The following is a 12,964-nucleotide window of genomic DNA, read 5'->3' on the forward strand; positions in this document are numbered from 1 at the left end:
AATAATCCATATTATTATCGTTAAATACGGATTATTCTTTACTTGTTACTAAATATTTTTAAATTTATATAATAGTTTATTAGTAGCATCATCGATAAGAATTGCCACCTTTTCTCCTTCTATGCCTAATTTTCTTAGTTTATAAATTATATTATTTTGATAGTTTTTGATTTTTAACAATGTATTTTCTAAGTTTTCTTTAGAATTACTTTCATCTATTTTGATAAAATCATTCCAAAATACAAGTGGGAATGTAATACTTAAAAGTAAATTATACGCTATAGAAAATTCATTTTTTAATTTATAATGTTTTGTATAATCAAATAATAATAATGTTCCTTTTACTATTTCTAGTATATTTTTATTTATGCTATTCCCACATAAAAATAACTCTACTATTACAGTTAAACTATTTATAACAAAGCTTTTATGTGGTTCTGGTAATTCTGAAATCACATAAATTGAAAATTCATTTATAATATTTGAAAAAAAAGCTTGCTCTGTCTCTGCTCTTAAAGTTCCATTACCATCTAGCATTATACCTGCTTTATGATAATAAAATGGATTTTTTTGAAGTTCAGTATATATATATATCTTTTTTTCATCAATTGAATTGAGAAGACAATTAACATAATCGTACTTTGCACTAATGGAAATTATTTTGTTTTTATTCTTTAATATTTCATTTTTATATTTATTAATAAATTCATTAGAAAATCCTTGGCCATCAAATGAAATACACTTATTAACTTTATCAGACAAAAGTGTTACATATTTAGCTTTATTCCCTCCTTTTGAATGTCCTGTAACTACTATATTCTTATATGGAATATTATTTATATAATTTAATGCTTTAATTTGTTCAGATGTATCTATTTTATAAGCTCCCTCACCATTATCTCCCCACTCATGTAAAGTTTTTGTACCTCTAAAAACTACAGTTATACTATCTTTATAAATAAAAGTAGCTGTCTTTACCCCATTAGTATCTGTTTCTATATATTCAATTTTTAGTTTCATTAAATTAGAATCGTTATAAATTTGTTCTATAATTGATATCCATTCACTTTTTTTTACTACCTCTTTACATTCACCATTTGTTAATATAGCTTGATTAAGTTTACCTTTATATAAGATATCATTTATTATTTTTTTTACACTTTTTTCTTTAAAAGTATCCAAATTTAAATATATAAAATTTGATAATAATAATAGTTCACTATCACTTAAAAGATACATAAAAATACTCCTTAAAATAAAATACTTCATTAATATAAATGTATTTATATTTTAAGGAGTTGTTCATATTAGATTAATGTAAATTTATCTATATTATCTTTTAATTGATTAGCTATATCTTGTAACACATTAGCATATTGAGTTAATTCATCCATTGTTTTAGTAACTTCTTCTGATGAAGCCGTAACCTCTTCTGATATTGAAGCTGTTTCTTGTGAAACTGCAGATATACTTTCAACTTGATCTTTAACTTTTTCTTTATCACTCTTCATTTCTTCATTTAAATTTTTTATATGTTTAATACCTTCAGTTAAATTTATTATAGAGTCTACTATATTATTAAAGATTTGCTTAGTTTCTTCTACTGATTTATCTTGCTCTTTAAGCATTTTAGTACTTTCTATCATAGCTTCACTGGCCGCAACTGCTTTATTATTTATTTCATTAATGATCGATTTTATTTGGTCAGTAGAATTTTTAGATTCTTCAGCTAATTTTCTAATCTCTTCAGCAACTACTGCAAAGCCTTTTCCAGCCTCTCCAGCTCTAGCAGCTTCTATACTTGCATTTAATGCCAACAGATTTGTTTGTTCGGTTATACCTGCTATGACATTTGAGATATAATTAATGTTTTCAATACTTTCTGTTACTTCATTTACAATACCTGTAGACTTAATAGAATTTTCAGTTGTTTTTTTAGATTTATTCACCAATTCATTTAATATTTCTAATCCTTCGCAACTCAAATTTTCAGCTTTATTAGATAAATTACTTATAGTGTTAGTACGACTATCTACTTCCTCTATTCTTGTATCTAATTTATCAACACTTTCAGAAACTGTTTGAGCTGCTTGAGCTTGACTAGTAGCTCCAGCAGCAACTTCCTCTATTGCACTTGAAACTTCTGAAACTGAAGAGGTTGTTTCTTCAGACATATTAAATATATTAGAAGAAGCACTTAATAAACTAGATGACGTACTTTCAACATCTTTCATAAGACTGCATACTGTATCTAACATAAAATTGAAGTTATCTCCAAGTTCTCCAAGTTCATTATTCATAGTAACATTTATTCTTTCTGTAAAATCTCCCTTTGCAACTTTCCCTATAGATGTATTTAATTTTTTAATTTCATTAAGCAGAATGTTTATAAGTAAAATTGATGCTATACTTCCTAAAACTATACACAATAATACTGTAATAAATATTGTTGTTTTTATTATCCTTGTATGCTGTAGTATTTCTTCATTATCTATCAATCCAACAAGTTTCCATCCAGTGTTTTCATTACTTTGATGCGTAATATAAACAATTTTTCCACCATTTTTATATTCATAATTTCCTTTTTCTTCTGAATAGATACTATTCCAAATTGTTAATTCACTAAGTTTTTCTTTAATAATATTATTCTTATCATTATTTACTATTATATTTCCATTTTTATCAACCAGTATAACATATCCAGTTTTTAATAATCCTATATCTTTAACATATTCTTCTAAATTATCCACTGATATATCAAAAGCAACTACCCCTATAAATTCTCCGTTATATCCTTTTGCAGCTTGAGCTATTGTAAAAACTAATTTTCCTGTTACACTATCTTTAAAAGGTTCTATATAAACAGTTTTACCATCAGCCTCCTTAGCCTTTGTATACCACTCTTTTGACTTATAATCTAAATCATTTTGATCAACTACAGTTCCATCTGAGACTAATTCACCATATTCTCCTGCAAAATATGCATTTAAAACTTCAGGAGATGTTGTTTTTACTGAGTTTAATAAAGCTTGTACATATTCAGCTATATCTTCATGAGTATCTCCTTCACGTGCATTTTCTAAAGAACTTAAATCTTTTATATCATCATTATATGTAACCATAATTAATTGATTAGTAAGAACGTTCATATATTTGGAAAATCCTTTATCAACTTCATTAAGTGTTTGAGAACTTGTTATGTTTAAGTTTTGTTTTAATATATTTTGTGATTTTTGAATAGAAATTATTCCAACAATACATACAGGTATTGTAATCATTATTATAATAATTGGTATAAGTTTTCTTGAAAGTTTACTATTTTTCTTGTTTTTCATTTAATTATCCCCCCAATGTAAATCAATCTATATTTTAATATGAAAATTATAAGTATAATATTATAATTTCATATAATATATACAAAACATTTTTATAGTTTATTAAAACTACAAAGCTTTAACAGATAAGATTTCTTTTGTAATATACTATCATTTATAAAGAATAAAAAATACTTGTTAAGTAGACCAACTGCTCAACAAGTATAATTCTTATAGTTCATTAAAAATTTTATAATTTTTAACTTAATTTATTAGAAACATCCATAACTCTTAACATTATACTTATTTATATAATATTAAGAGTTATAAAAATATTTATAAATTAATTAAAATTTATTTACAATTTATAAATTTCCTTAAATAAAATAATAGCTATTATATTATACCTTGTTCTTTTAAATATACTGCATATTCTCTATCAGATATCATAATATGAGTACTAATCCATTGAGATAAAAAATCTATAATTTCTAATATAACTTTTCTTTGATTATCATCTATATCTTCTCTAGAAGCTACTTGATCTATTTTATATACATAAAATGAATGTTCTTCTTCTTGACTATGGATATGTTTATAATCATATTTCTTTAACATTTCTTCTTCATATTCAAAATGATATTTTGTATATTCTAAAAGCTCATCAATTATTGTTAATATTTCATCATATCTGTCATAACCATCATCTATTACAGCAATTTCATAAGCTTTTTTTCCTATATCCATAAGCCTTCTATGTTGCTTATCAATTTCGTCAATGTTTAGTTTATATCTTTCTTTCCATTCAAATGCCATTTTAAATCCTCCTTTAATTAAAATTATTTTTTATCAGTATTACATATATATTTATCGTATATATTATAAATATATTAATACATTTTAAATAAATATTAACAAAAAAGGTGCATAAAAACAAGTTAAGTTATTTATACTAATTTTAAAAATTAAAAGTATTATATACTAAACCATTGATAGTTCTAAGTTAAATGAAATTATTAATTAAATTAGTTACTATAATTCATCCAAAAAATTTTTTAATATACCTGCTGTAATTCCCCAAATAACATAATCTTTATATTTATAAAATAAATATCTATAAGGTCCTTCTTTAAATTTATAATTTTCTCCATTTACAATTAAATCATAAGGAAAATCATCTTCCCTTTTAACAATTAGCTTTCCAACAGCTTCTAATGGTTTGTGGTTTAATAAATAATCAACTGGAACATAAAAAACATGATCAACTTCACTTTTATTTATCTTTATATTCTTTATATCTTTTATTATTGATAAAAAGGGGTGAATTATCATACCATCATATCTAACTACTGTATCCAATTCATTTATTATTTCAATATCTTTTATACCTAATTCCTCATAAGTTTCTCTTAATGCTGCCTGTTTTGGAGTTTCTTTAAAATCTATCTTTCCACCTGGAAAGCATATATCTCCAGGTTGACTATTTAATTTTTTTGCTCTTACTTCAAATAAAACATAGAGTTTGTTATTTAACTGTATTAAAGGGACTATGATTGAAGCACGCTTTGCTTGTTTCCATCCATTTATATAAGGTTTTGTTCCTTTTATTTTATTTTTAATATCACTTAAATTCATATGCTTTTATCTCACTTTAATTAAATTAATATTTCTTTTAGTTGATTATATATTTAGTTTAATTATATTATTAAAAAATCATCAATATCATTATAAAGTTATAAATTTCTTATACATCTAACATTTCTAATCTATAAGATGAAAATAGCAAGAAAAACTCATTTATTCTATTTATAATTAAACTAAACTCTATTTTAGTATATTATACTATAAAAATAGAGTTTAGTTTTTAACTTATTACAACCGTAGTATCTCTAGGAATATTATCCCATATCCATTTAGCATTTATTTTTGCTAACCTTATACATCCATCAGATAATGCCATTCCAAGTCTGCCATCCCTAACAGAACCATCCAGATTATATATTATTGAATGAAATAAATAATTTCCTTTAAATTGTGTATAATACCAACATTTATACCCCTTATTTACTCCAAAATATAATCCTTTTATTCCAGTCGTAAACTTTCCCTTAGGAGTAGGTGTTGAAATTTTTCCTATTGTGCAAAGATAACTTTTTAATGATTTCCAGTTGTTTTTACTGCCACTAAAAATATTAACTTTAAAATTTTTAAGATCAACCCATATAAGATATTTAGTTTTGCTCGAAAAATTCTTAGAATTTACGTAATTTTTAGCATTAGTATTATAATCAGTTTTATTTTGTCGTGTATTATCAAACTTATTTTTGAATAATTTTTTTAGAAATTTCATACATATACAACTTTAAAATAATTAATATCAAAATTAATATATGAAAATCTTTTGATATTTGACTCTTACTTAATAAGAATTAAAAGTTTTATTTCAAAATATAATTTAATTATTTTTATTTAATTCCCTTTCTTCTTTCTTTTTTCTTTTTATATAATTTTTAGTTATTTTAGACGTATATACTTTTAGTTTAAGACATTTTGATATTTTTATTTCATAAGCTTTATTTTTAATATTTTCTTTTAAATCTTTTATTGTGTAACATTCATTTTTAAAGCAAGTTTTTACAGTTCCAAGTTGAACTGGGTAATGACTATCACTTCCAGTTACATATGGTATATTAAGAGTTTTAGATAATTCGTTTACTTCTCTTTCAACTATATCCAAACCTCTTTTATATATATCTTTTGTATTCAAATCTAAAGCATCTAGTCTTTTTAATAGTTTCTCTGGTTGAAGATATAATTTATGATTTTCTCTATAAGGATGGCTACCAATCATTAAACAATTATACTTTTCTCCCAAATCTAACAACTTCTCAAAAAAAATAAAATTATCTTTTTTTATATTAGGTTCTAATTCTTCTCTGATTTTTAATATAGATTCTCTATTCCCACTTACAATAACGTGTCCACCATATCGTATATCTACTTCCATTCCTATAAATATTGAAAAACCATTTACTATATATCTGTCCCCTTGATAAATATAATTATCTTTTAGATAGGAATAAGCAGATTTTAAGTCAACTGCATTAAAATGTTCACATAAAATAAATCCATCTAATCCATTTTCTTTTGCATATTCTATACCTTGCAAAAATAATTCTGGATCAAACTTTAATTTTTTACTTAGTATTCCATGTACATGAAAATCAATATTCATATTTCCTCCTAAATTATTATCCATTTAATTCATACTATTCTCATGCACTTATAAAATTCCGATAAATTAACAATATATTTTAAGATTCGTTTATAGTTTTAATTATTTTCCACTGTTCTAGTTTTTTTTCAAAAGAAATTGCATGTGCAGGACTCGTAGAACATAATTTATGAAAACTTACTCCTTCAAAACAGAATCCTACTTTCTTTTTAAAACTATCATAAGCCTTAGAACCATTAAAGAACACATGTTCTATGTTGGGAAATTCTTTAAATAAAGCATTAAAATCATTTATTTCTTCAAATTTAATATCTGAATCTAAACTTCCTTTTCTCTCACAAGTATGTAGTACATCCCATAAGCCTATATTATGTCTTTTTAAAAATGATTTTTTATATTCATAATCTTCATTATAATCCTCATTAAATAAAGTGTATAATATTCTCCAAAATACATTTCTAGGATGAGCATAATATTGCTGTCTATTAAGTGATTCAACACCTGGCATAGAACCTAGAATTAGTATTTTACTATTCTTATCTATTAAATAAGGAAATGATTTTATCATACTTTTTATCTCTCCTTTCTAAAAAGTAATATATTTTATTTAATTTTCTCTATTCTATAACCTATTTCTCGATTAGCTAATCTATAACCCTCTTCTATCATTTCTTGTTCATTAATATTATTTCCAAGTAAACTATCTATAGTAATTTGTGCTCTATCATAAAAATACTTATTCAAGAGTTTTTCTTCTATATCATCTTGATTTGCAATAGAATAATTATCTAATATATGTTTTACATTAAAACCATTATCTATTAATGATTTTCCAACAAGTATGCTTCTATGACATCTTATAGGGTCTTGCATTGCTCCTAGCAACGCTATTTTGTATCCTTTTTCACAACCTTTTTTTAATCTTTCAATTCCTTTTAAAAAATCAGGTTCTTCTATAACTTTCTTAAAATCAGCGTATCCTTCCTTATTATAAGATGTTTTGATGATTCTATTTGCTGCAAACTCTTTAGCCATATAAATATATGTAAATCCTTTATCGGTTAAAGTTCTCTTTATTATCTCTTTATTAAATTGAACATTATATTTAGAATAGGGAATCCCTCTAATATCAACAACACAGTTAATATTATAATGTCTTAACATGTCAATCAACTTCTCTACAGAATAATTAGAGTGACCTATAGTATATATATCCATGTAACTCCTCCTATTCATTTAGCTATATTAATTTTTTATATAAGAGCATAATTTATATGTTATTATACTTTAACATTTTTATATTATTTATTATATACAATAAAAAAATAAAGTAGTTAGTAAAATTTTACTAATTACTTTATTTTATCAAATAATTATTTTTTATAAAAATATTTTAATATCCTTTATTTTTAAGTTCCGATACAATTTCTATGTATTTTTCTATAACATCAAATCCTTTATAATCATCTCTTCTTAAATCTATAATATCTCCATGAGAAATTCCTCGTCTATATTTGTTTTTTAATATTCCTTTGAATTCTCCCCATTTAGCAGAATCAACTGCGACTAGTCCATCATTAGCACCTTCTGTTAATTTTACTAAAATGTAAGGAATTGCTACAACATAATCACTAAATATATTTCTTATTACAGTTGCATAACTTTGATAATAAACCTGTGATACATCTTTTACTTCCTCATTAAATATTCTACTATGATTAGTTGAAAATTGTCTACTTGCTGTATAAAAGTCAGGATTTTTATCTCCTAACATTCTATAATATCTATCAAATAATTTTGCAATAATCTTATAAATTTTATCGGGTATCTTACAAGCAATATCAACAAATTTACATCCTCTATGTGGTGATGAAATCATTGTCAACGATGCAACATAATCTCCCATTTCTAATTTACTAATCATATAACGTGCATCTAAGCCACCCTTTGAATGTGCAATGATATTTACTTTTTCAGCTCCTGTTTCTTTTAAGACATCAAAAATTTTACTTTTAATATTCTGCGCATTATAAGCAACTGTTCCCCATGCCTCTTGATTACCATAATAAATTGTTGCACCATTACGAATTAATTCTTTAGGTATTCTTCCCCAATAATTAATATATTTTAAATCTCTAAACCCAACACCGTGTACTAATATAATGGGATATTTTGTTTTACATATTTGTGAATCAATACGAGCGTCATTTTTAATTACTTTATAGCATTCATGATCATATTCTATTTTTGCAATATGACATATATAAAGTATTATAAAAATATTTATAATTGGAACAAAAACCAAAAAAGCTATTACAAATCTTTTTAATACCTTTAATCTTCTTGAAGTACATAAAACTTTCAAAATTCCATTTATAAATAACGTAATAATATTTAAGCCTGTAATAATAGTATCTATTATAAAAATATTATTAGGAATATTTATGTCTTTTATTTCCTTAAAGGCAATTATGTATATTATAGTTTGAATAAACCCTATATATAATCCATAAAAAACAAGACTTCTTCCACTTAACATTATTCTTAGTCTAATACTTATGTCTTTTCTTTTATAATTAGTAATTATGTTTAATTTTAGCCAAATATAAAAAATAAAAAAAATTATCTCAATTAAAATAATCCATTTACATATAAATTTATCTTGTCCAAATTTAGTACGTTCACTAAAAATATATCCTAAAAAAACAATATGTGGTGCAAAAATTAAATATATTATTATTAAATATTTATGTAACAAATATATTTTTTTGATAAGATCTAAGAATATGATGCTAAGTATTATTGTCGTTATAATAAGAGTTATTATAAATCCTGTCATTATTTCAATCAATCCTTTTATTCTTTAGTTATTAAAAAATAGAAAATCTACTTTAATTAAATATAGTATTTTAATTATTACATTCCATACAAACATATCCTATTATAACATATTATTCTATATTAAATCTTCCTCTTTATATAAGTTTAGTATCTTTTTGATCTACATAAATATAATGCACTTTTATATCTATTAATTACTTTTGAGTTTTTACATTACTATTTTCAATAGACATTAAAAAAAGAACCTATTAAAATAGTCTTTTTTAATGTCTATTTCATAGGTTCAATTTTAGTTATTTTTTATTCTATTATTAATTATTCCAGCTCCAGTTATAATTTCCACCATCTTCTGGAACAGTATATGAATGATTATCTCCACTCTCCCAAGTTACATTTCCACTTTTATCTTTCTTTATTGCTTTAAATTCATAATTTTGTCCTTCTCCAAGATATACAGTTACTGTAGCTTTTCCATCTTTACAAGTGAATTCTGAAGGATATAATCCTGTAGTCCAGTTAGCCATTTCCCAATTACTACCTGTTAAATATAATTTTTCTCCATTATTTAAATTAACATTATCTATTGTAAAAGTTACTGGTACTGGTTTTCTTACTAAAGTATCTATAAAAGGTTCAAAATCTGAAGTAAATTTTCCATTATCTGATAAAATATGATTTATTCTTAAAAGTGTAAATCCTGAAAGATCATAATTAAATAATGCTTCAGCTGAATTTTGATATCCTTGATTATTGTTTACAATAGCTAATGCATTTTCACCACACATTGTTATACCTTTAGATTTTGCAAGATTTGCAATCTCTATAACAAGACTTTTTGGTGCTGAATAATAATTATCCTTATAAGCATCTGAATCATTCATTTCAAGACATGTAAAAGTCAAATCTAAGTCTGATTTTTTAAATTGATCAAGTAAATCACTATAATTGTAAAGACCTGCACAATACTCTGCTGCATGTGGCATTGTAGGGCTATTCATTAACCAGTGTATACCTGCCATTTTGGCTCCAATTCTAACATTAAAAACTGAATCAAAATTTTCATGTGCTAAAGATCCTATTTTAGCTAAATGTTTTTCAAGAGTTTCTTGATACCAAGTTAAAAAATCGTTTCCATAAGTTGTTTTATAACCATTTATAAAGAAATTATCACCATCAGTTGGAGGTTGTATTTGTGTAAAATCTGTTAAATTTGTTCCCCATGCAGTATTAACTTCAGAAATACTATTATATTTATTTTGCATAGCATCTTGGAAATCCTTTACAGCAGCTTCACTATAACAATATAATTGTCCACGTTCAGGATAAGTCCAACCTGCTATATTGCTATTGTAAGAAGGATATCTTAATTCACCTGAAGGACCAGCTGAAAGATAAATCTTAGCTATAATATCCTTATAGTCACTGAAATTTTCTGCAAATGAAGCATAAAGTTCATCATATTGTTGTTCAATACCTGACCACCAAGGGCTAAGATATTCATCAATATATTGTCCTTCTTCATTTTTAAATTGCATATTTTCTTTACTATCCTTTGTCCATAACCAGCTTGGTAATGAAACTGTTGTTTCCCCATTTCCAACGTTTCCACCACATTGATGAGTTGATAAAATAGGAACCCATTTTAATCCAGAAGAACGAACAACATCAGCATACTTTTTATAATAACTCCAATCAAACTGATTATCTCCATTTTTTTCTACAGATCCCCACCAAATATCAGTTGTAATTGCATATACACCATTATTTTTAAGAGTTATTAATTTTTCTTTAAATGTGTTCCATTCATTATCTTTTATATCTTCAAGTGGAGCCATAACATAAGTTTTATAATCCTTTTTTATAGTTGACGCAAAAGTTGTAATGCTAGAAGATAGCATTATAGCAAAAGTTAATATTAACGATAATGCAACTTTTGCATATTTCTTAAATAAATTATTATATTTCATAATTTTTATCCCCCTTATTTCTCTTATTATAGTTAAAAAATATATTTATTAATACTAATTAATATAAAATCACCCCTTTGTATAGTTTTAATTGTATTAATTACTTTCTATGATTTAATTTTTTAGTAGATTGTTTATTTAAATTTTCAATACTTGACGCAATCGTTTGCATTAAATTCAAAAAAATAATACTTATTTTTAAAAAACGATTACATTTAAACCAAAAACAAATTTAAATAATTTTATAATCCATAATAATACTATAATGTATTTTTTGAATATCAATACCACTATTTTACTTAAATTAATAATATATTAAAATATATTATTTTTCAAGACAAAATATAAAATTTTTTCAAAAAATTTCTTAACTAAATATTTTTGAAAAAATAATATTTAGTTAAGAATATAAATACAGTTTTAAATTTAATTTCTTTATTCTTCTAAAATACTCACAAATACTTTATTATGCTCCATATCTTTACCTAATGCTTGAATAACCCTTACAATTTCTTTATCAGTTATTTTTTTATTAGAATTTATAGAAATTCCAATAACATATGCTTTAATTAACCTATAAATATTAATTAACACATTAATACTTTTAATTAAACTTTTTCCTTTATTAAAAGGAATTAAATCCTTAAAAATTTGATTTACTATATAATTTTCAAATATATAATCATATTCTTTTAGATCGTTAAAGTATTTAGATTCTTTAGTTAAATATTGGCATATGTTTTTTTTATTTAGAATTCCTTCTCTATACTCATTAACACATTGTTTTAATCTTAAACTTCTTATACTTTTTATAAGATCTTCATCACAAATTTTTATATAAAATTCATTGTTTTCATTAAATGCTAATCCTTTTAATAAATTATAATTCATTGATTCTTCATTAAAATTTTCTAAAATTTCTTCTATCTCAATAAATTTATATTCATTATATGCTTTTTCAATTTGATTATAAAAATTCTTAAGAATACTTAATCTCTCTTCTATAGAAAATTCTCTTAATTGCATAATATTTATAGAAATTACTCTTATATCCCAAAAATATTGAAGAATACTTTCAGTACCTTCAAATGCTTCACTGTCAATAATTCTTCTTATTTCAATATTATCTTCTTCTAACTCTTCTTCAAGTTCAATAAATTCCATTTTGTCTTTATTTAAAAATGCTCTAATACATATTTCTTCACATGAAGATAATCCACTTTTTTCATATATATTATCTATAAGGTTAAATACTCTAGGATAACTTTTACAAGTTATGCAAAGATTTTCTTCTCCTAATTCTCCATGTATATCACAAAGCATATTAGAATTTAAAAATGGACATCTACGTTCATCTTTAAGTATCATGAATCCATGATTAAATGATTCATGTTCATTATTATTTTTAACAAACTTTCCATCTATTAACTCTTTAAAAATCCCATCACTATTAATGTACTTATTATATGTTGCTTCATCTATATTAATATCCCACCCTGCACAGCATGTATCTGTACATTTTGAGTTTATACATTTAAAATCTAACATATATTTAGGCATAAAAATATTTACTTTCATAATTAACTCCCATCTATTTAATTAAATAA

Annotated in this window: 11 protein-coding genes; all 11 read right to left on the bottom strand. The window is 23.8% G+C overall.

The window, feature by feature from the left end:
• Positions 1–48: 48 nt before the first annotated feature.
• Entirely contained in the window at positions 49–1,239 is a 1,191-nt protein-coding gene (locus KYD98_RS05575; RefSeq protein WP_219778609.1) for an Mbeg1-like protein, read from the bottom strand.
• Positions 1,240–1,307: 68 nt separating this feature from the next.
• Positions 1,308–3,335 (bottom strand): methyl-accepting chemotaxis protein, encoded by a 2,028-nt coding sequence (locus tag KYD98_RS05580; RefSeq protein ID WP_219778610.1) that lies wholly within the window; start codon positions 3,333–3,335, stop codon positions 1,308–1,310.
• Between the two features lie 375 nt (positions 3,336–3,710).
• Positions 3,711–4,130 carry a bacteriohemerythrin gene (locus KYD98_RS05585; protein ID WP_219778611.1) on the bottom strand — a complete coding sequence of 140 codons (420 nt, stop codon included), beginning with the start codon at positions 4,128–4,130 and terminating at the stop codon, positions 3,711–3,713.
• Positions 4,131–4,346: 216 nt separating this feature from the next.
• The gene (locus KYD98_RS05590; protein ID WP_219778612.1) at positions 4,347–4,949 is read right to left on the bottom strand and encodes an NUDIX hydrolase; all 603 of its coding nucleotides are present in this window, start codon (positions 4,947–4,949) and stop codon (positions 4,347–4,349) included.
• Positions 4,950–5,178: 229 nt separating this feature from the next.
• The gene (locus KYD98_RS05595) at positions 5,179–5,664 is read right to left on the bottom strand and encodes a L,D-transpeptidase (protein ID WP_219778613.1); all 486 of its coding nucleotides are present in this window, start codon (positions 5,662–5,664) and stop codon (positions 5,179–5,181) included.
• Between the two features lie 105 nt (positions 5,665–5,769).
• The gene (locus tag KYD98_RS05600) at positions 5,770–6,549 is read right to left on the bottom strand and encodes a PHP-associated domain-containing protein (RefSeq protein ID WP_219778614.1); all 780 of its coding nucleotides are present in this window, start codon (positions 6,547–6,549) and stop codon (positions 5,770–5,772) included.
• A 79-nt stretch (positions 6,550–6,628) separates the two neighbouring features.
• Positions 6,629–7,117: a DNA-deoxyinosine glycosylase gene (locus KYD98_RS05605; protein ID WP_219778615.1), complete on the bottom strand. Its 489-nt coding sequence runs from the start codon at positions 7,115–7,117 to the stop codon at positions 6,629–6,631.
• Positions 7,118–7,152: 35 nt separating this feature from the next.
• Entirely contained in the window at positions 7,153–7,767 is a 615-nt protein-coding gene (locus KYD98_RS05610) for a DUF488 domain-containing protein (RefSeq protein ID WP_219778616.1), read from the bottom strand.
• Positions 7,768–7,942: 175 nt separating this feature from the next.
• Entirely contained in the window at positions 7,943–9,388 is a 1,446-nt protein-coding gene (locus tag KYD98_RS05615) for a lipase family alpha/beta hydrolase (protein ID WP_219778617.1), read from the bottom strand.
• Between the two features lie 313 nt (positions 9,389–9,701).
• Complete coding sequence (locus tag KYD98_RS05620) at positions 9,702–11,357, bottom strand: family 14 glycosylhydrolase (protein WP_219778618.1); 1,656 nt, start codon at positions 11,355–11,357, stop codon at positions 9,702–9,704.
• A gap of 435 nt (positions 11,358–11,792) precedes the next feature.
• Entirely contained in the window at positions 11,793–12,935 is a 1,143-nt protein-coding gene (gene fliB / locus KYD98_RS05625) for a flagellin lysine-N-methylase (protein WP_219778619.1), read from the bottom strand.
• Positions 12,936–12,964 lie beyond the last annotated feature (29 nt).

Origin of the sequence: Clostridium weizhouense, assembly GCF_019431045.1 — a bacterium.
Lineage (GTDB): Bacteria > Bacillota > Clostridia > Clostridiales > Clostridiaceae > Clostridium > Clostridium weizhouense.

Bases quoted from the DNA above. Each gene is read 5' to 3' on its own strand.
- KYD98_RS05575 (WP_219778609.1), bottom strand. From the start codon at position 1,239: ATGTATCTTTTAAGTGATAGTGAACTATTATTATTATCAAATTTTATA.
- KYD98_RS05580 (WP_219778610.1), bottom strand. From the start codon at position 3,335: ATGAAAAACAAGAAAAATAGTAAACTTTCAAGAAAACTTATACCAATT.
- KYD98_RS05585 (WP_219778611.1), bottom strand. From the start codon at position 4,130: ATGGCATTTGAATGGAAAGAAAGATATAAACTAAACATTGACGAAATT.
- KYD98_RS05590 (WP_219778612.1), bottom strand. From the start codon at position 4,949: ATGAATTTAAGTGATATTAAAAATAAAATAAAAGGAACAAAACCTTAT.
- KYD98_RS05595 (WP_219778613.1), bottom strand. From the start codon at position 5,664: ATGAAATTTCTAAAAAAATTATTCAAAAATAAGTTTGATAATACACGA.
- KYD98_RS05600 (WP_219778614.1), bottom strand. From the start codon at position 6,549: ATGAATATTGATTTTCATGTACATGGAATACTAAGTAAAAAATTAAAG.
- KYD98_RS05605 (WP_219778615.1), bottom strand. From the start codon at position 7,117: ATGATAAAATCATTTCCTTATTTAATAGATAAGAATAGTAAAATACTA.
- KYD98_RS05610 (WP_219778616.1), bottom strand. From the start codon at position 7,767: ATGGATATATATACTATAGGTCACTCTAATTATTCTGTAGAGAAGTTG.
- KYD98_RS05615 (WP_219778617.1), bottom strand. From the start codon at position 9,388: ATGACAGGATTTATAATAACTCTTATTATAACGACAATAATACTTAGC.
- KYD98_RS05620 (WP_219778618.1), bottom strand. From the start codon at position 11,357: ATGAAATATAATAATTTATTTAAGAAATATGCAAAAGTTGCATTATCG.
- fliB (WP_219778619.1), bottom strand. From the start codon at position 12,935: ATGAAAGTAAATATTTTTATGCCTAAATATATGTTAGATTTTAAATGT.